Source organism: Burkholderia sp. TSV86 (assembly GCF_001522865.1).
GTDB lineage: Bacteria > Pseudomonadota > Gammaproteobacteria > Burkholderiales > Burkholderiaceae > Burkholderia.
Genome location: NZ_LOWB01000098.1, coordinates 50,889 through 75,257, shown reverse-complemented (window position 1 = coordinate 75,257; position 24,369 = coordinate 50,889). Strand labels below are relative to the sequence as shown.

21 protein-coding genes and 3 tRNA genes are annotated in these 24,369 nt (G+C 64.6%); 19 read left to right on the top strand and 5 right to left on the bottom strand.

Features of this window, described 5'->3' with window-relative positions; translation table 11 throughout:
- Position 1 precedes the first annotated feature (1 nt).
- The 11 genes from WS68_RS16705 to nagZ all read left to right on the top strand — a co-directional run bounded on the left by WS68_RS16705 (position 2) and on the right by nagZ (position 12,063).
- The gene (locus WS68_RS16705; protein WP_059571858.1) at positions 2-1,063 is read left to right on the top strand and encodes a MucB/RseB C-terminal domain-containing protein; all 1,062 of its coding nucleotides are present in this window, start codon (positions 2-4) and stop codon (positions 1,061-1,063) included.
- A 16-nt stretch (positions 1,064-1,079) separates the two neighbouring features.
- Positions 1,080-2,585, top strand: a complete 1,506-nt coding sequence (locus tag WS68_RS16700; protein WP_059571857.1) for a DegQ family serine endoprotease — start codon at positions 1,080-1,082, stop codon at positions 2,583-2,585.
- Positions 2,582-2,875 (top strand): glutaredoxin family protein, encoded by a 294-nt coding sequence (locus tag WS68_RS16695; RefSeq protein ID WP_059571856.1) that lies wholly within the window; start codon positions 2,582-2,584, stop codon positions 2,873-2,875. The genes WS68_RS16700 and WS68_RS16695 overlap by 4 nt, the downstream gene beginning before the upstream one ends.
- A gap of 269 nt (positions 2,876-3,144) precedes the next feature.
- On the top strand, positions 3,145-4,938 hold the full coding sequence (gene lepA / locus WS68_RS16690; protein ID WP_059571855.1) for a translation elongation factor 4: 1,794 nt from the start codon (positions 3,145-3,147) through the stop codon (positions 4,936-4,938).
- Between the two features lie 15 nt (positions 4,939-4,953).
- A complete protein-coding gene (gene lepB / locus WS68_RS16685) occupies positions 4,954-5,847 on the top strand; it encodes a signal peptidase I (protein WP_059571854.1) in 894 nt (297 codons plus the stop codon).
- A 452-nt stretch (positions 5,848-6,299) separates the two neighbouring features.
- Positions 6,300-7,721, top strand: a complete 1,422-nt coding sequence (gene rnc / locus WS68_RS16680; RefSeq protein WP_059571853.1) for a ribonuclease III — start codon at positions 6,300-6,302, stop codon at positions 7,719-7,721.
- A 65-nt stretch (positions 7,722-7,786) separates the two neighbouring features.
- The gene (gene era / locus WS68_RS16675) at positions 7,787-8,686 is read left to right on the top strand and encodes a GTPase Era (RefSeq protein WP_059571852.1); all 900 of its coding nucleotides are present in this window, start codon (positions 7,787-7,789) and stop codon (positions 8,684-8,686) included.
- The gene (gene recO / locus WS68_RS16670) at positions 8,673-9,554 is read left to right on the top strand and encodes a DNA repair protein RecO (RefSeq protein WP_059571851.1); all 882 of its coding nucleotides are present in this window, start codon (positions 8,673-8,675) and stop codon (positions 9,552-9,554) included. Before era ends, recO begins: the two co-directional genes overlap by 14 nt.
- On the top strand, positions 9,551-10,324 hold the full coding sequence (pdxJ, locus tag WS68_RS16665) for a pyridoxine 5'-phosphate synthase (protein WP_059571850.1): 774 nt from the start codon (positions 9,551-9,553) through the stop codon (positions 10,322-10,324). The genes recO and pdxJ overlap by 4 nt, the downstream gene beginning before the upstream one ends.
- A gap of 254 nt (positions 10,325-10,578) precedes the next feature.
- On the top strand, positions 10,579-11,010 hold the full coding sequence (gene acpS / locus WS68_RS16660; protein ID WP_059571849.1) for a holo-ACP synthase: 432 nt from the start codon (positions 10,579-10,581) through the stop codon (positions 11,008-11,010).
- Positions 11,011-11,034: 24 nt separating this feature from the next.
- On the top strand, positions 11,035-12,063 hold the full coding sequence (nagZ, locus tag WS68_RS16655; protein WP_059571848.1) for a beta-N-acetylhexosaminidase: 1,029 nt from the start codon (positions 11,035-11,037) through the stop codon (positions 12,061-12,063).
- A gap of 215 nt (positions 12,064-12,278) precedes the next feature.
- Here the strand turns inward: nagZ and WS68_RS16650 are convergent, their stop codons facing one another.
- From WS68_RS16650 to earP, 3 genes are all read right to left on the bottom strand, one after another.
- A complete protein-coding gene (locus WS68_RS16650; RefSeq protein ID WP_059571941.1) occupies positions 12,279-13,676 on the bottom strand; it encodes a sigma-54-dependent transcriptional regulator in 1,398 nt (465 codons plus the stop codon).
- A 269-nt stretch (positions 13,677-13,945) separates the two neighbouring features.
- Positions 13,946-14,503, bottom strand: coding sequence for an elongation factor P (gene efp, locus WS68_RS16645; protein ID WP_059571847.1), 558 nt, complete (start codon positions 14,501-14,503; stop codon positions 13,946-13,948).
- Positions 14,504-14,701: 198 nt separating this feature from the next.
- Positions 14,702-15,934 (bottom strand): elongation factor P maturation arginine rhamnosyltransferase EarP, encoded by a 1,233-nt coding sequence (gene earP, locus WS68_RS16640; protein WP_059571846.1) that lies wholly within the window; start codon positions 15,932-15,934, stop codon positions 14,702-14,704.
- A gap of 201 nt (positions 15,935-16,135) precedes the next feature.
- Between earP and uvrC the strand changes: the two genes are divergently transcribed.
- The 7 genes from uvrC to WS68_RS16595 all read left to right on the top strand — a co-directional run bounded on the left by uvrC (position 16,136) and on the right by WS68_RS16595 (position 22,015).
- Positions 16,136-18,349, top strand: coding sequence for an excinuclease ABC subunit UvrC (uvrC, locus tag WS68_RS16635; protein ID WP_059571845.1), 2,214 nt, complete (start codon positions 16,136-16,138; stop codon positions 18,347-18,349).
- 306 nt (positions 18,350-18,655) lie between these two features.
- Positions 18,656-19,249, top strand: coding sequence for a CDP-diacylglycerol--glycerol-3-phosphate 3-phosphatidyltransferase (gene pgsA, locus WS68_RS16625; protein ID WP_059571843.1), 594 nt, complete (start codon positions 18,656-18,658; stop codon positions 19,247-19,249).
- A gap of 132 nt (positions 19,250-19,381) precedes the next feature.
- Positions 19,382-19,457, top strand: a tRNA-Gly gene (locus tag WS68_RS16620).
- Between the two features lie 60 nt (positions 19,458-19,517).
- Positions 19,518-19,593, top strand: a tRNA-Gly gene (locus WS68_RS16615).
- A gap of 115 nt (positions 19,594-19,708) precedes the next feature.
- Positions 19,709-19,782 (top strand) — tRNA-Cys (locus WS68_RS16610).
- A gap of 626 nt (positions 19,783-20,408) precedes the next feature.
- Positions 20,409-20,807, top strand: coding sequence for a VOC family protein (locus WS68_RS16605; RefSeq protein WP_059571842.1), 399 nt, complete (start codon positions 20,409-20,411; stop codon positions 20,805-20,807).
- 299 nt (positions 20,808-21,106) lie between these two features.
- Positions 21,107-22,015 carry a CPBP family intramembrane glutamic endopeptidase gene (locus WS68_RS16595; protein WP_231753042.1) on the top strand — a complete coding sequence of 303 codons (909 nt, stop codon included), beginning with the start codon at positions 21,107-21,109 and terminating at the stop codon, positions 22,013-22,015.
- Between the two features lie 122 nt (positions 22,016-22,137).
- Here the strand turns inward: WS68_RS16595 and WS68_RS16590 are convergent, their stop codons facing one another.
- Entirely contained in the window at positions 22,138-22,647 is a 510-nt protein-coding gene (locus tag WS68_RS16590) for a GAF domain-containing protein (RefSeq protein ID WP_059571839.1), read from the bottom strand.
- A gap of 130 nt (positions 22,648-22,777) precedes the next feature.
- On the opposite strand from WS68_RS16590, the gene WS68_RS16585 reads away from it, so the two are divergent.
- Complete coding sequence (locus WS68_RS16585; RefSeq protein ID WP_059571838.1) at positions 22,778-23,284, top strand: GNAT family N-acetyltransferase; 507 nt, start codon at positions 22,778-22,780, stop codon at positions 23,282-23,284.
- A 194-nt stretch (positions 23,285-23,478) separates the two neighbouring features.
- On the opposite strand, the gene WS68_RS16580 is transcribed toward WS68_RS16585, so the two are convergent.
- On the bottom strand, positions 23,479-24,357 hold the full coding sequence (locus tag WS68_RS16580) for a cytochrome c oxidase assembly protein (protein WP_059571837.1): 879 nt from the start codon (positions 24,355-24,357) through the stop codon (positions 23,479-23,481).
- Positions 24,358-24,369 lie beyond the last annotated feature (12 nt).

Below are 24,369 nucleotides of genomic sequence, written 5' to 3'. Positions count from 1 at the left end.
GATGCGGACGTTGCAGTTGAATCAGTCCATCCTCGGTTGGAGGCGGCTGGCTGCGTTTTTGCTGTGTGCAGCCGCGCTTTTGTCGACCGAGTCTACCGCGCTCGCGCAGCAATCCGACGATTCCGTCGCCGCCCGCCGCTCGGCCGCCGAGTTGCTCGACCGCATTCAGCAAGCGGCGCAGCAACAGAGTTACGCAGGAACGTTCGTCTATCAACGCGGTGCGTACGTGCAGTCGTCGAGGATCGTTCATATTGCAACGAAGGGCGACGGCGAGTACGAACGGATCGAAAGCCTCGACGGCAAGCCGCGCAAGCTGCTGCGCCATAATGACGATCTCTACACGTTCGTGCCGGAGCGCAAGCTCTGCGTGGTCGAGCGCCGGCAGAACAAGGATTCGTTCCCGGCGCTGCTGGGCGCGAGCGGCGAGCAGGTGCTGTCCGTCTACGATTCGAAGCCGCTCGGGCGCGACCGCGTCGCGGGCCTCGATGCGCAGGTCGTCGAACTGGTGCCGAAAGATTCGTACCGGTTCGCGTACAAGCTGTGGATCGACGCGAAGACGGGCCTGTTGCTGCGCTCGCAGACGCTAGACGCCGACGCTCATGTTCTCGAACAGGTCGCGTTCTCGCAATTGCAACTGAGCGGCGCGGCGGCGAGCGAAAAAGACAGAGGCGCGATCGCCTCGGGGATGCGCAATCTCGGCGGTTGGACGCTCGTGCGGCCCCCGGTGTCGTCGATCGACATCGAGGCGCAGGGCTGGCAGATCGCGCCGAGCGTCGCCGGTTTCCGCAAGATTCGCGAGGTGCGCCGCCCGATGGCCGCGCGTGATGCGGGCGATCCGCCGATTCCCGTCGATCAGGCCGTTTTCACTGACGGTCTGTCGACTGTGTCGGTTTTCATCGAACCCACCGAAAAGAATAGCCGCAAGGAAGGGGCGGGCAGCACCGGCGCGACGCATGTGCTCGTCAAGCGCCGCGGCGATTTCTGGATCACCGTGCTCGGCGAAGTGCCGTTGGCAACGTTGCAGCAGTTCGCGTCTGCCATAGAATACAAGGCTTACAAATAACCGTTCGGCTTTCGACATGAAGAATTTTTCGCTGCGCACTTCGCTCGTCGCGGCGGCGGTGGCCGCTGCCGTGCCGTTCGCCGCGCCGCTCGCGGCCGCTGCTCCGAATGTCACGGCAGCGCCTGTGGCGGGCGCCGCGCCCGCGACCCGCGCGGGCCTGCCCGATTTCGCCGACCTCGTCGAGAAAGTCGGTCCGGCGGTCGTCAACATCCGGACCACGGCGAACGTGCCGACCGATACGCGCGGCGGGCTGCCGCCCGGATTCGACAACGGTGATATGTCGGAATTCTTCCGCCGCTTCTTCGGAATTCCGCTGCCGCAGCCGGGCGGACCGAAAAATGCGCCGTCGCAGCCCGATGCGCCGCCGGATACCGAACAGAATCGCGGCGTCGGTTCGGGCTTTGTGCTGTCGTCAGACGGCTATGTGATGACGAACGCGCACGTTGTCGACGATGCGGACACGATCTACGTGACGCTTACCGACAAGCGCGAATTCAAGGCGAAACTGATTGGCGTCGATGAGCGAACCGATGTCGCGATCGTAAAAATCAATGCAACGAATCTGCCGACTGTTGCGATCGGCGATTCGAATCGGGTTCGCGTCGGCGAATGGGTGGTCGCGATCGGCTCGCCGTTCGGCCTCGACAACACGGTCACGGCGGGCATCGTCAGCGCGAAGGGGCGTAACACCGGCGATTATCTGCCGTTCATCCAGACCGACGTCGCCGTGAATCCCGGCAACTCGGGCGGCCCGCTCATCAATATGAGCGGCGAGGTGATCGGCATCAACTCGCAGATCTACAGCCGAACGGGCGGCTTCATGGGCATTTCGTTCGCGATTCCGATCGATGAGGCGATGCGCGTTGCCGAGCAGCTGAAGGCGACGGGCAAGGTGACGCGCGGCCGGATCGCGATCGCGATCGGGGAGGTGACGAAGGATGTCGCCGATTCGATCGGTTTGCCGAAGGCGGAAGGCGCGCTCGTCAGCAGCGTCGAGCCGGGCGGCCCGGCCGACAAGGCCGGCCTGCAACCGGGCGACATCATCCTGAAGTTCAACGGCCGTCCGGTCGATACCGCATCCGATCTGCCGCGAATGGTGGGCGACACGAAGCCCGGCGCGAAGGCGACGGTGACGGTCTGGCGCAAGGGGCAGTCGCGTGATCTGCCGATCACGATCGCCGAGACGCCGGGCGACAAGGTCGCGAAGATGGGCGGCCGCCAGAGCCCGCAGGCAAAGCCGCGCAGCAATGCGCTCGGATTGACGGTCAGCGATCTGTCGCCCGAGCAGTTGAAAGCGTTGAAGCTGAGGAACGGCGTGCAGATCGACGCGGCCGACGGCCCGGCCACGCGCGCGGGCCTGCAGCGCGGCGACATCGTGTTGCGCGTCGGCGATATCGACATCACGAGTGCGAAGCAATTCATCGATGTGACGTCGAAGCTCGATGCGCAGCGCACGATTGCGCTGCTCGTGCGGCGCGGCGACAACACGCAGTTCATCCCGATTCGTCCGCGTCAGAAATGAAGCCGGCGACGCGTGCTGCCGTGCGTTTCACGCTGTACGGCCGCGGATGGTGCCATTTGTGCGACGACATGCGCGACGCCCTCGCGGGCTTCATTGCCGAGCGGGGGAATATGATCGACGCGAGCGTCGATTACGTCGACATCGATGCCGATCCGGCGCTCGTCGCACGCTATGACGAAGACGTGCCGGTGCTGCTGCTCGACGGTGTGCAGATATGCCGCCACCGGTTCGACGCCGCGCAGGCGCAGGCGGCGCTTGCGCGATGCACTCGGGGAGCGGGGCGGGCTTGAGGCAGCACGAGCGTTCGCCGGCGGCGCGTGGTTGATATGCGATTCAGGCGCGGTTGACGCACGTTGCGCTGCCACGCGGTGCTGCTACCGCCCCGCTTCGCGGAGCGTGACTCCCCGCAGCCGTCATGCGGCCAGGGCATGCCGCTGGCGGCTCACCCAAAATGCCGCCCCGAGCAAGGCTTTTCGGCTAAAATAGGCCGTTTTTTCACCGACTTACAAGGCGCGCTCCGCGGTCGTCGAGCGCGCCTTTTTCGCTTGATCGGCACTGAATGGATCATATTCGCAATTTCTCGATCATCGCGCACATCGACCACGGCAAGTCGACGCTCGCGGATCGCATCATCCAGCTTTGCGGCGGGTTGTCCGATCGCGAAATGGAAGCGCAGGTGCTCGACTCGATGGATCTCGAGCGCGAGCGCGGCATCACGATCAAGGCGCAGACGGCTGCGCTCACCTATCGCGCCCGCGACGGGAAGGTCTACAACCTGAACCTGATCGACACGCCTGGGCACGTCGACTTTTCATACGAAGTGAGCCGCTCGCTGTCCGCGTGCGAGGGCGCGCTCCTTGTCGTCGACGCGAGCCAGGGCGTCGAGGCGCAGACGGTCGCAAACTGCTATACCGCGATCGAGCTGGGCGTCGAGGTGGTGCCGGTGCTCAACAAGATCGATTTGCCGGCCGCGAACCCGGAGAACGCGATTGCCGAAATCGAGGACGTGATCGGCATCGACGCGTCCGACGCGACGCATTGCAGCGCGAAGACGGGCCTAGGTGTCGAGGACGTGCTCGAGGCGCTGATCGCGAAGGTGCCGCCGCCCAAGGGCGATCCGGACGGCCCGCTGCAGGCGCTCATCATCGATTCTTGGTTCGACAACTATGTCGGCGTCGTGATGCTCGTGCGGATCGTCAACGGCACGCTGCGTCCCAAGGACAAGATCAAGCTGATGGCGACGGGCGCGCAGTATCCGGTCGAGCACGTCGGCGTATTCACGCCGAAGTCGCGCGATCTCGAATCGCTGTCGGCCGGGCAGGTGGGCTTCATCATCTCCGGCATCAAGGAGCTGACGGCCGCGAAGGTCGGCGATACCGTCACGCTCGCGAACAAGGCGGCGCCCGAACCGCTGCCGGGTTTCAAGGAAGTGAAGCCGCAGGTGTTCGCGGGGCTGTATCCCGTCGAGGCGAACCAATACGACGCGTTGCGCGAGTCGCTCGAGAAGCTCAAGCTCAACGATGCGTCGCTGCAATACGAGCCGGAGGTGTCGCAGGCGCTCGGCTTCGGTTTTCGCTGCGGCTTCCTCGGCTTGCTGCACATGGAGATCGTGCAGGAGCGGCTCGAGCGCGAATTCGACATGGATCTCATCACGACCGCGCCTACCGTGGTCTACGAGGTCGTGCAGAGCGACGGCACGACGATCATGGTCGAAAATCCGGCAAAGATGCCGGAGCCCGCGCGCATCGCCGAGATTCGCGAGCCGATCGTGACGGTCAATCTGTATATGCCGCAGGATTATGTTGGCTCGGTGATCACGCTGTGCGAGCAAAAGCGTGGCTCGCAGATCAACATGCAGTATCACGGCCGCCAGGTGCAGCTCACGTATGAAATTCCGATGGCCGAGATCGTGCTCGATTTCTTCGACCGGCTGAAGTCGGTGTCGCGCGGCTATGCGTCGATGGACTACGAGTTCAAGGAATATCGAACTTCCGACGTCGTGAAGGTCGACATGCTGATCAACGGCGACAAGGTCGATGCCCTCTCGATCATCGTGCACCGGTCGCAATCGCAGTACCGCGGCCGCGAGGTGGCGGCGAAGATGCGCGAGATCATTCCGCGCCAGATGTACGACGTCGCGATTCAGGCGGCGATCGGCGCGCATATCATCGCGCGTGAAAACATCAAGGCGTTGCGTAAAAACGTGCTTGCAAAGTGCTACGGCGGCGATATCACGCGCAAGAAGAAGCTGCTCGAAAAGCAAAAAGAAGGCAAAAAGCGGATGAAGCAGGTGGGTTCGGTCGAGATCCCGCAGGAGGCGTTCCTGGCGATCTTGCGAGTCGAAGACAAATAACAGGGCTGATCCTTTATGAATTTTGCGTTGATTCTTTTTGTGCTCGTGGTCGTCACGGGCGTCGCGTGGGTGCTGGACAAACTGGTGTTTTTGCCGCGGCGCAGGCAGGCGGCGCAGGTGGCGGTCGAGGAGTTCGACCGCCAGCAGGCGCGCATCGGCGAGCGCTTCGCTGACGAGAACGCGCAGCAAACGCGCGCGAAGCTGCGCGACGAGAAACTGCGCCAGCCGTGGTGGCTCGAGTACACGGCGAGTTTCTTTCCGGTGATTCTCGTCGTGTTCGTCGTGCGTTCGTTCATCGTCGAGCCGTTCAAGATTCCGTCGGGCTCGATGGTGCCGACGCTGCTCGTCGGCGATTTCATCCTCGTCAACAAGTTCGACTACGGCTTGCGCCTGCCGATCACGAACAAGAAGATCACCGAAGGGCGGCCGCTCGAGCGCGGCGACGTCGTCGTGTTCCGTTATCCGAAGGACGAGTCGGTCGATTACATCAAGCGCGTGATCGGGCTGCCAGGCGATACGGTTGCCTACCAGGACAAGCAATTGACGATCAATGGTCAGCCGGTGCCGGAGACGCCGCTGCCTGACTACTTCGACGACGAGCGGATGAATTACGCGAAACAGTTCGAGGAAACGATCGGCACGCGCAAGAACGCGATCCTGAACAATCCGGCGGTGCCGCCGTTCGTGATGGGCGCGGACGACTATCCGTATCGAGACAATTGCACGTATGACAACCGCGGCGTGATCTGCAAGGTGCCGCCCGGGCATTACTTCATGATGGGCGACAACCGCGACAACAGCGCCGACAGCCGTTACTGGGGTTTCGTGCCGGACAAGAACATCGTTGGCCGTGCGTTCTTCATTTGGATGAACTTCAGCAACCTGAAGCGCATCGGTTCGTTCAACTGAGCGCGCCGGATTTTGCGCCGCGCTGCGCGCGAGGGCCGTGCGGCGCGGCGTCTATCATCGAGGGCCTATTCACGTATGGAACGCGTATGGCGTTGCCACGAGAATGGCCGCCCGCCACCGGCGAATGCGGCGCGCGGCCATTCTCGTGGCAGTCGCGATTCAAACATGCACGGGCAGCGCAGCGGGGGAATCGTTCACGCGGTGGCGCAGGTCGTTGCTTGTTCCGTAGCGAATATTTCGAGAACGTTTGGTCCGGCAGATGGCGCTCCTTTTTCCTTGCCGGGTTCGCCGCCGGCGCGGTACGTTCCGTTTAAGTGAGCGATTCCGCCATCCATATGCACGTTCGACACATAAACCGATCCTGAGAACCGGCGGCAACGCCGCCAAATCGCGCTTTTTCGCGTCGAGCGCCGCTTTCCGGGCGGCGCGGCGCCCGCGTTATACTCCTGTCCATGCCTCCATCCCAGTTGGAAAGCCGGCTGCGCTACGAATTTCGCAATGCGGAATTACTGCGCCAGGCTTTGACCCATCGCAGTCATAGCGCCACGCATAACGAACGGCTCGAGTTTCTCGGCGATTCCGTTCTGAATTGCGCGGTGGCCGCCCTTTTGTTTCAGCGCTTCGGCAAGCTCGACGAGGGAGACTTGTCGCGCGTGCGCGCGAACCTCGTCAAACAGCAGTCGCTATATGAGATCGCTCAGGCCCTCAATATTTCCGACAGCCTGCGGCTCGGCGAAGGCGAGTTGCGTAGCGGCGGATTTCGCCGGCCGTCGATCCTCGCGGACGCATTCGAAGCCATCATCGGGGCCGTATTTCTCGATGGCGGCTTCGAAGCCGCCCAAGGGGTGATCAAGCGTCTGTACGTGCCGATTCTCGATCACATCGACCCGCGCACGCTTGGCAAGGACGCAAAGACGCTGTTGCAGGAATATCTGCAAGGACACAAGATCGCGCTGCCGGCTTACACCGTCGTCGCAACGCATGGTGCGGCGCACAATCAGCAGTTCGAAGTCGAATGCGCGGTGCCCAAGCTCGACGTCAAGGTGTCCGGCTCCGGCGCGAGCCGCCGGGCGGCCGAGCAGGCCGCCGCGAAGAAAGCGCTCGACGAAGTCATGGCGCTTGCGCCGATGCTGGCCGCGAAACCGAAGCGTTCGAAGAGCGCGCGCGGCGCCAAGCACGTGGAACCGGAGATCGTGCCGGGCGTGAAAGGCGTGCAGGAGGCGCTCGATTTGCGCTCGCCAGAGCGCAAGGAGCGGCGCGTCTTGGCCGATGACGCGAAAGGGGCGGAAGGGAGGAAGGCCGCGGAGACGAAACCCGCGGCCGAAACCAAAGCCCTCGAATCGAACGTGGCCGAAGCGAGGCCCGCCGTCGAAGCGAAACTGGCTGATGCGAAGGCGGCCGATACGAAACTGGCTGACCCCAAGGCTGCGGATGCCCGATCCGGCGAGCCGAAGCGGGATGAATCGAAGCTGTTGGCCGACGCGAAAGGTGTGGCCGACGCGAAAGCGGCCGAGATGCAATCCGGCTCGCATGCCGGTAGTGCGGCGGCGCCGGCCGATATGCCCGGTGGTGGTGCGGACGGCGCCGCGTATCGGTCGCCTCTCGCGGTGATTCGCGCGGCCCACGTCGAGCATGGTCAGGACAAGGCTGAGCCGCGCGCGGCAAAAGTGGCTGAAAAGGTGTTGCCGGCTGATAAAGGGGCTGACAAGGCATTCGATAAAGCCACCGATAAGGCATCCGAGCGAGCCGCGGAAAAGAACGACGCAGCCGCACGTCCGGCAGACCGGCCAGCGCGTGTTCGCGATCCGGCGCACGCGCCTCAGGCGATTGACGATCCGGCCGCACCGGTGCGCGTTGCCGATGCCGATCATTGACGCCGTTCCCATCGATATCGCGGCCGCGTGCGAGCGCGGCCGCTCCGAACTCAGCAGCTCCTGATATGAACGCTCCCGCTTCCTCCGGTTTTCGTTGCGGCATGATCGCGATCGTCGGTCGTCCGAACGTCGGCAAGTCGACGCTGATGAATGCGCTCGTCGGCCAGAAAATCAGCATCACGTCGCGCAAAGCGCAGACGACCCGCCACCGGATCACCGGCATCCGCACGCTCGACGATGCGCAGTTTGTATTCGTCGACACGCCCGGCTTCCAGACGCGGCATAGCACGGCGCTCAACCGCTCGCTGAATCGGGCGGTGACGTCCACGCTGACGTCGGTCGACGCGATTCTGTTCGTGATCGAGGCCGGCCGTTTTGGCCCCGACGACCAGAAAGTACTCGATCTGATTCCACCCGGCACACCGACGCTGCTGATCGCGAACAAACTCGACCGCGTGTCCGACAAGGGCACGTTGTTTCCGTTTTTCCAGAAGATGGGCGGTTTGCGCGAGTTCGCCGAGGTCGTGCCGCTGTCCGCGAAGCATCCGGACGACATCCGGCGTCTGATGGATACGCTCAAGCCGTACTTGCCGGAAGGCGAGCCGATTTACGGCGAGGACGACCTGACCGATCGCAGCTCGCGGTTCCTGGCGGCTGAAATTCTGCGTGAGAAAGTGTTCCGCTGGACGGGCGACGAGTTGCCTTATACGAGCACCGTCGTCATCGACAAGTTCGAGGAGGAAGGGCGGCTGACGCGCGTGTTCGCGACGATCCTCGTCGAGCGCGATGCGCACAAGGCGATGGTGATCGGCAGAAAGGGCGAGAAGCTCAAGCAGATCAGCACCGAGGCGCGGCTCGACATGGAGAAGTTGTTTGACGGCCCGGTCTACCTTGAAACGTTCGTCAAGGTGAGAAGCGGCTGGGCCGACAACGAGGCGGGGTTGCGTGCCTATGGGTACGAATGACGGCGTCTCCGATGACGCGATGACCGACGAGGCCGGCTTCGCGCGGCGTCCCGCATCCGCCACGTCGGATGCCGCGGCAGTGAGTCCGCCGCCGGCCGTGCCCGATGCGGGCAAACCGCCGCGCAAGCCGCGCCGCGCCGCTGCGCGCACGTCCGAATTCCGGGTCGCCGAGCAGCCGGCGTTCGTGCTGCACAGCTACCCGTACCGTGAAACCAGCCTGGTGATCGACGTGCTGACGCGCGATCACGGGCGTCTCGCGCTCGTCGCGAAGGGGGCGAAGCGTCCGCACTCGGCGCTGCGCGGCGTGTTGCAGACGTTTCAGCCGCTTGCGCTGTCATGGTCCGGCAAGGCCGAGTTGCGCACGCTGACGGGCGCCGAATGGGTGGGCGGCATGCTACCGCTCGCGGGCGACGCGTTGCTGTGCGGGTTCTATGCCAACGAGCTGCTCGTCAAGTTTTGCGCGCGCGAGGATCCTTATCCGGCGCTCTTCAAGCATTATCTCGTGACGCTGACACGGCTCGCGCACGCCGAGCCGCCGGTGCAGGTGCTGCGCTCGTTCGAGCGCGTGCTGTTGCGCGAGACGGGCTATGCGATGTCGCTCGCGCGCACCGTCGCGCGGCGCGCGGTCGAGCCGGGGCGGCTCTATGTGTTCGATCCCGAGCGCGGCGTGCGCGACGCGCTCGGCGATGCGCCGTCGCACTGGCCGGTGATTTCCGGCCAGACGTTGCTCGATATGGAACAGGACGATTACCATCGGGCGCAGACCGTCGCGCAAAGCAAGACGCTGATGCGCTTTTTGCTCAACACTTATTTGGGCGGCACGCCGCTCGCCACGCGTCAGATCCTAATTGACCTGCAAAATCTATGAGCTTTTTCCTGACCTCGCCGACCGCCATTGACCTGGGCGTCAATATCGACCACGTCGCGACTTTGCGCAACGCGCGCGGCACACGTTATCCGGACCCCGTGCGCGCCGCGCTCGAAGCCGAGGAGGCGGGGGCGGATGCGATCACGCTGCATCTGCGCGAGGATCGCCGCCATATCGTCGATGCGGACGTGCGCACGCTGCGTCCGCTTTTGAAGACGCGGATGAATCTCGAATGCGCGGTGACGTCCGAAATGCTCGACATCGCGTGCGAGATCCTGCCGCACGACGCCTGCCTCGTGCCGGAAAAACGCTCGGAATTGACGACCGAAGGCGGGCTCGACGTCGCCGGCCATTTCGACGCGGTGCGCGCGGCATGCAAGCAACTCGCTGACGTTGGCGTGCGCGTGTCGCTTTTTATCGATCCGCACGACGAGCAGATCCGTGCCGCGCACGAGGCGGGCGCGCCCGTGATTGAACTGCACACCGGCCGCTATGCGGATGCGCACGATGCAGCCGAGCAGCGGCGCGAGTTCGAGCGGGTCGCATCGGGCGTCGATTGCGGGCTTGCGCTCGGATTGAAGGTGAACGCGGGCCATGGGCTGCACTATGAAAACGTGCAGGCGATTGCCGCGCTGCCCGGCATCAGCGAACTGAATATCGGCCACGCGATCGTCGCGCATGCGGTTTTCGCCGGCTGGAACAACGCGGTGCGCGAGATGAAGGCGATCATAGTCGCCGCGCGCGTCGCCGCGCTGCACGGCGGCCGCTGAAATGATGTGCGAGCGTGCTGGTTCCGTTCGCGGCGCCTGCCGTCGAGAAGGGGGCCTTCGGGGCACTTCCCGCGAGCGCTCGCTGCGGGGCGTTCGCCGAAGGCATTGCCTGCTTCGTGGTGTTTGCCTGCGCGATTGCGTCCCGAATAAGTGCGGAAGGGAATGCCTGCGGCTCGCGGCGGGGCCATCGGCCTCTTTTCCCCGTCAAGATTTCCCGCGTGCGCATCGTGCGGGATGGCCCGGCGGGCATTGACATGGCGATCTACGGCATCGGCACCGATATCGTTCAGGTGAGCCGCATCGCCGCGGTGCTCGAGCGCACGAGCGGACGCTTCGCGGACAAGGTGCTCGGCCCTGACGAGCTGCGCGTGTTTCACGCACGGCGCGCGCGTTCGGAAGCGCGCGGCATTGCGTTTCTCGCGACGCGCTTTTCCGCGAAGGAAGCATTCTCCAAGGCGATCGGCCTCGGCATGCACTGGCCGATGACGTGGCGCGCGTTGCAGACGCTCAACCGGCCGAGCGGCGAGCCGTATATCGTCGCGTCGGGCGAACTGGCCACGTGGCTCGCGCAGCGCGGCATCACCGCGCGCGTGAGCGTGAGCGATGAGCGTGACTACGCGGTGTCGTTCGTGATCGCCGAGGCGCCCGATGGCACCGCCGCGCCGCGCGCCGATGCCGCTTTCTGATTTTCCCCGGAGGAACGCAATTCAATGAAACCGACTCTCGGCCCGGTGATGCTCGACGTCGCCGGCAAGACGCTCACGCGCGCCGACGTGCGCCGTCTCGCACATCCGCTGACGGGGGGCGTGATTCTGTTCGCGCGGCATTTCGAGAGCCGCAAGCAACTCGTCGCGCTGACCGATTCGATCCGCGCGGTGCGCGACGACATCCTGATCGCCGTCGACCACGAAGGCGGGCGCGTACAACGCTTTCGCACCGACGGCTTTACCGTGCTGCCGGCGATGCGTCGCCTGGGCGAACTGTGGGACCGGGACGTGCTCGTCGCGACGAAGGTGGCGACGGCGCTCGGCTACGTGCTGGCGTCCGAACTGCGCGCGTGCGGGATCGACATGAGCTTCACGCCGGTGCTCGATCTGGACTATGGCCGCTCGCAGGTGATCGGCGATCGCGCGTTCCATCGCGATCCGCGCGTCGTCGCGTTGCTCGCGAAGAGCGTCAATCATGGGCTCGCGCTCGCCGGGATGGCGAACTGCGGTAAGCATTTTCCCGGTCACGGCTTTGCCGAGGCCGATTCGCATGTCGCGCTGCCGACCGACGATCGTCCGCTCGACGAGATTCTCGCCAACGACGCCGCGCCTTACGATTGGCTTGGGCTGTCGCTGGCCGCGGTGATTCCGGCGCACGTGATCTATACGCAGGTCGACAGCAAACCCGCGGGTTTTTCGCGCATCTGGTTGCAGGACGTGCTGCGCGGCCGGTTGCGCTTTACGGGCGCGGTGTTCAGTGACGATCTGTCGATGGAGGCGGCGCGCGAGGGCGGCACGCTCACGCAGGCGGCGCAGGCCGCGCTTGCGGCGGGGTGCGATATGGTGCTGATCTGCAATCAGCCGGAGGCGGCGGAGCGGGTGTTGAACGAGCTGCGCGCGGCGCCGTCGCGGGAGTCGCGACAGCGGATCAAGCGGATGCGGCCTCGGGGCAGGGCGCCGAGCTGGGACAAACTGATACGCCGTCCGGAGTATCTGCGCGCGCAGGTGCTGCTGCGTGAGGCGTTCGCCTGAATGCGGACGGCCCGCGTTCGCCCGGTTCGGCATCGACACCCTGCGAACGGTGCGAGCCATGCGGATTGACGATGGCCTGAACGAAGGGCGGGTGAGCGGCCCCGCCGAGCGGGGGGCAGGCGGATTGGTCAAGCGGGGCAGCGGCAGCCGCGGGCGGCAAGGGCGGCAAGGGCGGCAAGGGCGGCGCGCGGCCGCCCCGGCAGCGGCGGCCGCGCTCAACCCAGTTTCATCCGTTGCAGCTTGTTGTAGAGCGTTTTCGGGCTGATGCCGAGCAGCGTTGCCGCGCGATGGCGGGTGCCGCCGACCGCGTCGAGCGTCGCGCGGATCAGCAGGTCCTCGACGTCCGCGAGCGGCGTGCCGACGCGCACCTGAACGCTGCTGCCGTTCAACGTCGCGCCCGGCTGTAGATACGCATCAGCCTTGCGCAGCGTTTCGATGAAGTCGCCCGACGCATCGTATGCGAGCCGCACGCGCTCGCGCAGTTCGCGCACGTTGCCGGGCCACTCGTATGCGAGGCATTCGCGGATAAAGCCGGGCGCCAGGCGCTTGTCGGTGATGCTCAGGCCCGCCGCGCGCGCATCGTGGTTCAACTCGTCGACGAACGCGTCGGCGATCCGGATCACGTCGTCGTCACGCTCGCGAAGCGGCGGCAGGCTGATCGACGCGGCGTCGAGACGCAGCCACAGGTCCTCGCGCAATGTGCCGTTCGCGACCGCCTCGCGGGCCGGACGGCGTGTCGTCGCGATCAGCCGGAAGTCGCTTGCGATTTCAGTCGTGCCGCCGACGCGCATGAAATTTTGCGAATCGAGCGTGCGCAGCAGCGCATCCTGCAACGACAACGGCAGCGCGGTGATTTCGTCGAGGAACAGCGTGCCGCCGCTTGCTTGCTCGAAGAGGCCCGGATCGCGGCGCTCGACGCCCGCATAGCCGGTGCGCTCGCGGCCGAGCAACATGCTTTCGATCGCGAGGCCATTGGTTTCGATGTTGCGCGGCGATTGCGCGGCGGCGCGGCAGTCGAATGCAACGAACGGGCCTTTGCGGCGACGGCTCAACTGGTGCAGCGTGCGCGCGGCCGTTTCCTTGCCGGTGCCCGGCTCGCCCCACAGCAGTACCGCGGTTTCGGTCCGCGCGCTGTGCTCGATCATGTCGTAGACGTGCTGGATCGCGTCGCTGCGCCCGACGAGCGCGCCGAACCGGCCAAGTTGACGAAGCGCGGTACGCAGCGACTGCACTTCCTCGATCAGTTCGTAAGGGCGTGGGATGCGCGCGAGCAGGCTGCGCAGCCGCGGGATGTTGACGGGCTTCAGCAGATAATCCCATACCCCGTGCCGCAGTCCTTCAATCGCACTTTCGACCGTGGCGTTGCCGGTCAGCACGATCACCGGCAGCGAGCCGTTTGGCTGCTGTTGCGGCAGATTTTGCAGCAGATCGAAGCCGCTGCCGTCGGGCAGGTTCAGATCGACGAGCACGACGTCGGGGATTGAACGTGCGAGCGCTCCCCGCGCTTCGGCGAGCGAGGTTGCGGTGTCGACGGAAAAACCGTCCGCGGCGAGCAGTGCGGTCAGACCAGACAAGCTATTGGGATCGTCTTCGACAATCAGGGCGTGTGGCATGGTGTGCGCGAGTTCAAGAACCGGCCGGGTCGGCGAGCCGTCATACAGCCCCATTTCGGGATAAGGAACGCATTTTATGCCCGTCGCACGCTCGGTGGACGGTATTCGCCATCGATTACAAAATAGTTACCGGTGAGACGCATCGAATACCGCAAGAGCGTTCTCAATGCATTGTTTATGATGTGGCGCCTTTATGCAACAAGCTGCGTCATATAAACAAAAAGCGCCCCAAAGGGCGCTTCGTGCGGCGGGGCGCGAAACCGTTCGCTTTAGGCGCGGCTGCGGTATTCGTTCGTGCGCGTATCGATTTCGATCTTGTCGCCGATATTGCAGAAAAGCGGCACTTGCAGTTCGAAACCGGTCGCGATCTTCGCGTTCTTCAGCACCTTGCCCGACGACGTATCGCCTTTCACCGCTGGCTCCGTGTACGTGATCTCGCGCACGAGGACCGTCGGCAGTTCGACCGAGATCGCTTTTTCGTTGTAAAACACCACTTCGCATGCCATCCCGTCTTCGAGATAGTTGAGCGCGTCGCCCATCATCTCGGCTTCGACTTCGTATTGGTTGTAGTCGGCGTCCATGAACACGTACATCGGGTCGGCGAAGTACGAATACGTCACTTCCTTGCGGTCGAGCACCACGACTTCGAACTTGTCGTCGGCCTTGTAGACCGATTCCTGGCCGGCGCCCGTCAGCAGATTCTTCAGCTTCATCTTGACGACGGCGGCGTTGCGGCCCGACTTGTTGTATTCCGTTTTCGAGACGACCCATGCGTCGTTGCCGACCATCACGACGTTGCCTACGCGGAGTTCCTGTGCGGTTTTCATGACTAAAACTATCCTGAATGGGAGAAATTGCTTGAGCGTCGCTCAACGGCTAACGGCGCAAACAGTCCGAATGACCTGGCCGCACGTGTATGGAGCGTGCGGGCGACACGTTCGCGATATCTGTCACGTGAGCTGCATGTGTTGCATGCGCGGCTTCGGACGGACTTGCGTAGTCGTAGTGAGCCGTTGGATAACCGTTTATTTTAACTGAGTTTTTGTGAAATTCGCCAGATTTCCGGCAAGATCGCCGATAGCGGCGAGTTCGTCGGCCCAAACGGCCGCGCGCGCGCGCAGCGCGGCGTGATGGCGCTGAAAATCGGCCCAATCGGGCGCGCCCGCGCCGTTCCATGCATGCCAGAAGCGTTCGGCCGCCGCTCGCGCGGCCGGCGCGAGTCCCGCCGTATAGTGGGCGAGCGCGGCGTCGAGCTTGGGCAGATGGGCGTCGTCGGTTTGCGGGTAGATCTGCCAGACGAACGGCCGGCGCGCCCATTGAGCGCGCACGAACGAATCCTCGCCGCGCACGAAATTGATGTCGGATGCCCACAGTAGCTTGTCGTAATCGGGCTGAGCGACGAAGGCGAGCCCGTGCGCGCTCAGGTTGCCGCGCGCCGCGCGCGCGCCTGCGCCGAATCCGGAGGCTCCGAAAAAGCGTGCGACGCGCGCCGAGATCCGGCCTTCGGGCACGAGCAGTACGACCGGCTCGGCGCCGTCGCGCCATTGTTCGAGCAGTGCGTCGACGGCCGGATTCTCGTAGGCGAACAGTGAGACGGCTGTCGTGCCGTTCGCGGGCGCGGGGCGGCCCGCGACGTCGCGCCACCAAGCGTCGCGTGCGGCGTGCGCGGTGTTTGCGCCGCCCACGGCGTCGAACGCGCGCCGCCGCGCGTCGAGGTCGCGCTCCTTGAGCACGCCGCCCGTGCCGGGGCCGAGGCCCGGGAAGAAGAACGTCTTGGTCAGCGGGTAGCGGGGGTGCGGCGACGGCCTCAGATGAAAATCGCGCACCCAGTCCTCGGCACTCAGGTATTCGAGATTGATCCACACGGGTGCCCGGGCGCGGCGCGCCATGGCGGCGACATACGCGCCGGGCAGCTCGCAGGCGAACGCTTCGATCACGACGTCGGCGATCTCGAGCGTGTCGCCCGCATGCGCAGGCTCGCGCCAATGCTCGACGGCGACGCCGTCTAGCATCTGCCGCGTGGCGTCAATGCGCGCGGCGGGCTCGAGCCGCGCGAACGTCGACAGATCGTCGATGAAAAGCCGTACCTGCCAGCGATGCTCGGCGGCCAATTGGCGCGCGAGGCGCCAGCACACGCCGATGTCGCCGAAGTTGTCGACGACCGCGCAGAAAATATCGGCGGCGATCGGCTCTGGCGTGTGGGGCGCGGAGCGGACGGTGCTGGCGGCGGGGGGCGTGAGCGGGGCGGACGACTTCATTTTTGGGGCAATGAAAATGCAGAAGCGAAGGCAGGCAGCGGGCGAACGAACGGCGTGCGGCGATCCGGACGGGCCGTGCGCGGGGCGGCCGGATGAATCCGGCGCTTTACCGCGCGCGGGCCGCGAAATCCGCGCGGCGAATGCTCTAAACTGGCAATTTTAAATGACCTCGTTCGCGCGCGCCGCTCGCGCCGATTGCGCATGACAACCCCCGACGCACCCGATTCCTCTTTCGAACCCAAGCAGATCCTTGCCCAATTGCCGCACCTGCCGGGCGTTTATCGATATTACGACGCGCAAGGCGCGGTGCTCTACGTCGGCAAGGCGCGCGACCTGAAAAAGCGCGTGTCGAGCTACTTCACGAAGACTCAGTTGTCGCCGCGTATCGCGATGATGGTGACGCGCATCGCGCGCATCGAGACCACCGTCACGCGCTCGGAGGCCGAGGCGCTGCTGCTCGAGAACAACCTGATCAAGGCGCTCGCGCCGCGCTACAACATCCTGTTTCGCGACGACAAGTCGTACCCGTACCTGAAGCTGACCGGCCACCGTTTTCCGCGAATGGCGTATTACCGCGGCTCGGTCGACAAGAAAAACCAGTATTTCGGACCGTTTCCGAGCGCATGGGCGGTGCGCGAGAGCATTCAGATCCTGCAGCGCGTGTTTCAGCTTCGTACCTGCGAGGACTCAGTGTTCAACAACCGCACGCGCCCTTGTCTGCTGCATCAAATCGGGCGATGCTCGGCGCCGTGCGTCGGCGCGATCGGCGAGGACGACTATGCGCGCGACGTCGGCAACGCGTCACGCTTCCTGCTCGGCCGCCAGAGCGAGGTGATGGGCGAACTCGAGCAGAAGATGCATGCGTTCGCGGCCGAGCTGAAGTTCGAGCAGGCGGCCGCCGTGCGCAACCAGATGAGTTCGCTTGCGAAGGTGCTCCATCAGCAGGCGATCGAGGTTGGCAGCGACAGCGACGTTGATATTCTCGCCGTCGTCGCGCAGGGGGGCCGCGTGTGCGTGAATCTCGCGATGGTGCGCGGCGGCCGGCATCTCGGCGACAAGGCGTATTTTCCGGCGCATGTCGACAGCGCGCTGTCGCTCTCGGAGGTGGCGGCCGGCGCGGAGCACGCGCAGCGGGATGGCGCGCCGGCAGGGAGCGCGGCGCGCGACGTCGGCGGCGTGCCGGCGGATACGGGCGCGGGTGGCGCTGATCCGCAGGATGCCGAAGCGGCTGCCGCCCGGGTCAGCGCGGCGACCGACCAGGCGGCGCAGCGCGGGCTGCAGGACGGCCGCGCGCGCGACGCTGAATCGGTGCAGGCCGAGGCGGCGGGCGCCGCTGGCGCGGCCGAGGCCGCCGAAGCCGAAGAGGCCGCGGATAGCGCCGAAGCCGAAGCCGCGCCGCTCGAAACCGAAGTGCTCGAAGCGTTCATCGCGCAGCACTACTTGGGCAATCGCGTGCCGCCGGTGCTCGTCGTGAGCCATGCGCCGGCGAATCGCGAATTGTTCGATCTGCTGACCGAGCAGGCCGGGCACAAGGTATCGTTGGTCCGGCAGCCGCAGGGCCAACGGCGCGCATGGCTCACGATGGCCGAGCAGAACGCGCGGCTCGCGCTCGCGCGGCTGCTGTCCGAACAGGGCTCGCAGCAAGCGCGCACCCGTGCGCTCGCCGACGTGCTCGGCTTCGAGAGCGACGATCTCGCGCATCTGCGCATCGAGTGCTTCGATATCAGCCATACGATGGGCGAGGCGACGCAGGCTTCGTGCGTCGTCTATCACCATCACAAAATGCAGTCGTCCGAATATCGGCGCTACAACATCGCCGGGATCACGCCCGGCGACGACTACGCGGCAATGCGTCAGGTGCTCACGCGTCGCTACGAGAAGATGGTCGAGGAAGTGGAGGCCGAGACCGTGAGCGACGCGGCGGTCGGCATCGACGCGGATGCGGCGCAGGCTGCCGCGTCGGTCGCGCGGCTGCCGAACATCGTGCTGATCGACGGGGGGCGCGGCCAGGTGGAGATCGCGCGCCAGGTGTTCTCCGAGCTTGGGCTCGACTGCTCGATGCTGGTTGGCGTTGCGAAGGGCGAGGGGCGCAAGGTCGGTCTCGAAACGCTCGTGTTCGCCGATGGCCGCGCGCCGCTCGAACTCGGCAAGGATAGCGCGGCGCTGATGCTCGTGGCGCAGATCCGCGACGAGGCGCACCGCTTTGCGATCACCGGCATGCGCGCCAAGCGTGCGAAGGCGCGTCAGACCTCAAGGCTCGAGGAACTCGAGGGCATCGGCGCGAAGCGCAGGCAGCGATTGCTTGCGCGCTTCGGCGGATTGCGCGGTGTTGTTGCGGCGAGTGTCGACGAATTGGCGAGCGTCGATGGCATTTCGCGCGCGCTCGCCGAGCAGATCTATCGGCAACTGCATTGATTGAACGATTTGAACGATTGCGTGCCGGGGCGTTGAGGGCGCCGGCGTGCCGGAGCCGACGGTTCGTTCGCGCTTGCACCGATCAGGCGCGCGTCGAGCCGCTTGGCGGCGGCGATTCGCGCCGATTCGGCCCGCCACTGCGGGCCGCCGCGATTTTCCCCGGTCGGCATGCGCGTTGCCGCGATGGCCGCCGCTCACGCTCGTCCCGCGCGCCGGGCGGCAAGCCGGATGCCAGGCCGGGCGCGTTGCTTGTGGCAGCGCGCCCGGCGCGGCACAATTGCACATCCTCCAACCGTATCGCATGCCATGCCGTTTAATTTCCCGATCTTTCTGACGTGGGTGCGAATCGTGCTGATTCCGCTCGTCGTCGGTGTGTTTTATTTGCCGGACGTGATGCTGAGCGCTGAGCACCGCAATCTAGCGGCGGCGGTGATTTTCATTCTCGCCGCGCTGACCGATTGGTTCGACGGCTTCTTCGCGCGCAAATGGAACCAGACGTCGGCGTTCGGCGCGTTTCTGGACCCCGTTGCCGACAAGCTGATGGTGACGGCGGCGTTGCTGATGCTCGTGCAGCTTTCGCGGATCGACGCGGCGATCGCGCTCGTGATCATCGGCCGCGAGATCGCGATTTCGGCGCTGCGGGAGTGGATGGCGCAGATCGGCGCATCCAAGAGCGTGGCCGTGAATTCGCTCGGCAAGTTCAAGACCGCTTGCCAGATGACCGCGATTCCGATGCTGCTGTACTACGGCCAGTTGACGCTCGGCGGCGGCATCGTGCTCGACACGCGCACATTGGGCTTGTGGCTCATCTATCTCGCGGCGGTGCTGACGATCTGGTCGATGCTGTATTACATGAAGCTCGCGTGGCCACAGATACGCGAGCGCGGCGGGGCGGCATGAGCGCTTCGAAGCCGGACGCAGCGGCCAAAGAAAAAGGGCGCGAAAAACGCTTGACACACAAATCTAGTTTCCGCATAATCTCGTTTCTCCACTGCGAGGTGCTCTGAACGGCGCGGCGGAGAGAAGCAAAATGCGGGAGTAGCTCAGTTGGTAGAGCGCAACCTTGCCAAGGTTGAGGTCGCGAGTTCGAGACTCGTCTCCCGCTCCAGGTTTCAGTGCGGCATTTTGCTGGTATGTGGTTTGGCAAAGTCTGCAAATGCAGGATGATGCGGGAGTAGCTCAGTTGGTAGAGCGCAACCTTGCCAAGGTTGAGGTCGCGAGTTCGAGACTCGTCTCCCGCTCCAGAACAAGGGGAAGCCGGGCTTCCCTTTTTGTTTGATAGGCTCGCTGAGCTTTTGAATCCAATCTGCGGATCGTTCAAGCGCCGCTGGCGCCGTGACGATTCGACAGTCCGCTTACGGCGCGATAGCAAAGCGGTTATGCAGCGGCCTGCAAAGCCGTTTAGGCCGGTTCGACTCCGGCTCGCGCCTCCAAGTAAGAAGAGAAAAAGCCCTGAGAAATCAGGGCTTTTCTTTTTCCGCTGCACTCTCGTCCTCATACGAAAAGCGCTCAGGATGCTGCGAAATCGCGTCTAACCACTCGAGAAACACGTGTAACCGCCTGTGCAGTGAGTTGACCTCAACGCACCTCGCACGATCCTTCGGGAGGTGGGAACACGTCATCCGACGCTCGAAGCTTTTCCTAAAGTCACTTTTATCCCGGCGCTGCGATGATCGTTTGGGCAGCGCGTTACGCCGGCGACGGTTCGGCAAATCAGTCGTTCGCGATCGTTGTTACCAACGCTCTCGGCAGCGTCATTCCAAATTGCGGTACGTTTCACCGTCGGGGCGAGCGGTCTGCAAGATCCTGCGGAGTGCCCCGCCGGGTTGCCGATGCTGGGCCTCCGGCAATGCAAGGCCGATCGACCCAATTCTTTCCGGGTGTAGGATTGCACCTACGCCTCGACATGGCAGGGCTGCCTCCCAAGGGGGCCTCCGGGGCATAGATGGTTTCATGAACGACGCGTTCGCCCGCCGTATGAATGACCGGCGCGTCAGTTCCGATCCACTTCGCCCGCAGAGCGTTTTTGATCAATCACCGCCTCCCGGAAAGAAACACTATGCGCATCTACGTGACGAGCATCTTCGTCGATGATCAGGCCAACGCGTTGGCTTTCTATACCGGCAAGCTCGGGTTCGAGCTGAAGCGCGATGTCCCGGCCGGCGCGTATCGCTGGCTGACCGTGGTGTCGAAAGCGCAGCGCGACGGAACGGAACTGCTGCTCGAGCCAAGCGTTCACCGCGCCGTGGCGCCATACAAGCGTGCGCTGTTCGAGGACGGAATCCCGGCGACTTCGTTCCAGGTCGATGATATTGACGCCGAGTTCAAACGACTGGAGCGTCTGGGCGTCAAGTTCACGCAGGCGCCGATGGATGCAGGCCCGGTGCGCATCGCCGTCTTCGACGATACGTGCGGTAACCTGATCCAACTGGTGCAAATGCTTGGCGAGCAGGACTGATGTAGGTGCGCATCGGTTCGCGCCGTCAGCGCGAAGAATTAATTTTCTCGAATCTGTCGCTTCCTCGTATGCTCCGATGCGCGTGGCGCAGCGAGCGACTTTCCGTTCTGACACATGCCGACGGCGTGGCAGAATGCGCGAGCGCGTCTTGGGGCCGTATTGGCGGTTCGAACGATGCGGCATCGATCGCGCGCGCGTGTCCATGCATGCCCATCATCTCATCGCCCGGAAAATCCCACATGGACCAATCCGTCAACGAATCACGGCAGTCCGTACCGCCGCCGTGTGCGATGCGTCGCATGCTCCGTCGGATCGTTTTTGGCCCGCATGGCATTCGCGCCGGGTGGGGCGTGTTGCTGTTCGTGGCGATCTTTGCGCTGTGCATCGGCGCGATGGCGTTCGTCGCGCGCCGGCTGATGCCGATGCCGCACGACGATGGCTCGTTGTCTGTTGCCGCCGGTTTCGGGATGGAGTGCATGCAATTGGCGGCCGTTGCCATTGCGACGGCCGTGCTCGCGAAATGCGAGCGGCGCTCCCCGTTCTCGTTCGGCCTGCGGGGCAGCGCTTGTGGGCGCCGCCTGTTGTTCGGCGTAGGCTGGGGCTTTGTAGCGATTTCGTGTCTTGTTCTCGCGCTGTCGTATGCAGGTTATCTGAGGCTCGATGCGCCGTCGTTGCATGGCGGCCGTGCTTGGATCTATGCGGTGGTCTGGGGTGCGTCGTTCATGATGACCGGCCTCTTCGAGGAAACGCTGTTGCGCGGTTATTTGCAGTACACGCTGACGCGCTGGATCGGATTCTGGTGGGGCGCCGTATTGTTGTCCGCGTTGTTTGGCGCGATGCATGCGCTGAGTTCGGCCGAAACGGCGGTCGGGCTCGTGTCGGCGGCGTTGTTCGGCGTCGTCTTTTGTTTGTCGCTCTGGTATACGGGCTCGCTATGGTGGGCGATTGGCTTCCATGCGGCGTGGGATTGGGGCGAATCGTATTTTTACGGCGCGGCGGACAGCGGCCGGCTCGTCGAGGGCGTGCTGTTTGCCGCGCATCCGCTCGGCAACGCGTGGTTGAGCGGCGGGGCCGCAGGCCCCGAAGGCAGCATGTTCGTGTTCGTGGTGCTCGCGGTGATGGTCGTTGCGATGCGCGCGTGGTGGGGGCGCCGCGATGTGCGTTCGCCGTTCGCAGACAGGCGGGGGCTCGCGCCGGATAGGCGTTGAGCAGCGGGCGCGGTTGCGTCGTACCCGCTGCGCTCGGGCGGTTACGCACCGCGCTCACGCCATGTTCGGCCCATGTCTACCGCGCGCGAAGCATGCATCGGCGCGCTCGTCGGCGTGCCCGTTCAGCGGCGCTCGGCGTGCCGCCCCCACGCGACTTCGACGAACACCTTGCACAGCGCTTCCATGCCGTTCGCATCGTCGTCATCGAAGCGCGCAACATGCGGGCTATCGACATCCCATACCCCGATCAGCGTGCCGTCGCGTGCGACGAGCGGCACGACGATTTCCGACTGGGACGCCGAATCGCAGGCGATATGGCCGGCAAACGCATGTACGTCGCGCACGACTTGCGTGCGGCGGGCCTGCGCGGCGGTGCCGCACACGCCTTTGCCGAGCGCAATGCGCACGCATGCCGGTTTGCCCTGAAATGGCCCGACGACCAGCTCGCGGCCATCGTAAAAATAGAAACCGGCCCAGTTGAGCCCGTCGAGCGAGTGGTAGACGAGCGAGGAGAAATTTGCCGCGTTGGCAACGATATCGGTTTCCGCTTCGATCAGCGCGCGCGCTTGGGCGGCGAGTGCGGCGTAGAGCGCGGGTTTCGACGTGGGAAGCGCTTCGGAAAGTTGGAACATGGTCAATCGGGATCAGCGTGAACGGGCCGGACAAAGCGGCGATTTATCTAGTTTACGGGAAATCCGGCGTCGAGCCGGGGCATAATCCGAATCCACGCATCGATTCATTCGGACATTCGGAAGTCAGATCATGCCCTTATCTCCGTCCGCCGGTTCCTCGTCGACCGCCGCCCCCCAGCCGTGTGCGCCGCTCGAATGGCGCTGGAAGCCGTTCGACGCGCTCACGCCGCATGAGATCTACGCGATTCTCGCCGCGCGCAACGCGGTGTTCATCGTCGAGCAGCATTGCGTGTACGGCGACGTCGACGGCGTGGACCAGAAAGCATGGCATCTCGCCGGATACGATGATGCCGGCCGTCTCGCATGCTATGTGCGGGTGTGGCTGTCCGATGCGCCTGAGCCGGACGTGCTGATCGGCCGCGTGCTGACGACGCAGCCGTTTCGCGGCATGGGCGTTGGCAACGCGATGCTCGGGACCGTGCTCGAGCGCATTCGCGAGCAATGGCCGAATCGGCCGGTCAGCCTGCATGCACAGGCGCGTTTGCAGGCGTTCTATCGCGCGTTCGGTTTCGCGCTGAGTTCGGACGTGCACGACGAGGACGGCATCGCGCACGTGTGGATGCGATTGCCTGCATGACGAGCGGCGGCACACGGGCCGCGCGCGCTGGAGCGACTGGCGGCCTTATCCTTGCCGAAGCTTCTTCGGCGGCCGGCCGCGCCGGCGGGCTGCTTGTGCCTCGTTTGCTGCTTGCCGATCGCCCGTAAGGTCTGCCGGCTGCGCAGCGCGTAACGTGCCGTTCGTTCCGATGCGGCCGCGCTTGGCTTGCCGCGTCACGGCGCCGGGCGGGCGGTGCGCGAGCGCCGCGGCGGCATGTCGGCGCGGGCGAGCCGTTCGTTACGCAACCGGCCGCGCGCGGATAGACGCAGCCAGTGACGCAGCGCGATCAGCGCGCCGATCACGCTCATCATCGAGCCGGGAATCCACAGCAGCAGCCCGCCGATCTGCTGATCGCGCAGCGGGCTCAACCAGGTGAATGCACGTCCGCAGATCGAATAGATTGGATACAGCTCGTGCGGCGTGAAAAAAATCAGCGCGCCGAGCGCGATCTGCGGCGGAATCGCGGCGACCACGATCAAGATCCGCTTGCCGGGCGCGAGCCGCGCGGGCGGCGCGGGGCGGGGATCGACGACGAGCCACCAGAACAGCAGCCCGTCGATCACCATGCTCCAGTTCATCACGCGATAAAGCCGCCAGTCGAGCATCGCGACGAAGTGGATCGGCGACAGCAGCCAGAAATAGATCAGCCCGACGAACAGCACGACCGCGACGACCGGATGGAACACGACGTCGAGCGTCGCGCGCACGAACGGCTGCGCAAGCGCGGGGCGCACGAAGCGGCGGCGCCACGCGAACGGAATGCCGGCGCGGATTGCCGCGCCCGGATACGACAGCGCGATGAAGAACGGCCCGAGATGATGCAGCACCAAATGCTGCGCACGATGCATGAAGAACTCATGCTCGAAGAAGTAGTCGAGCCGCGTGTGCAGCGCGACGTAGAGCGCGGCGAGCCCGAACCAGAACGACACGCGCCGCGATATCGATACGCGGGCCTTGCGCGCGCCGCGCGCGAACAGCACGGCGGCGGTAAGCATGGCGATCACGACCGTCGGCGAAGGCTCCCACGGTTCCAGCCAGTACAGCAGGTTCATCGCGCGCCGCCC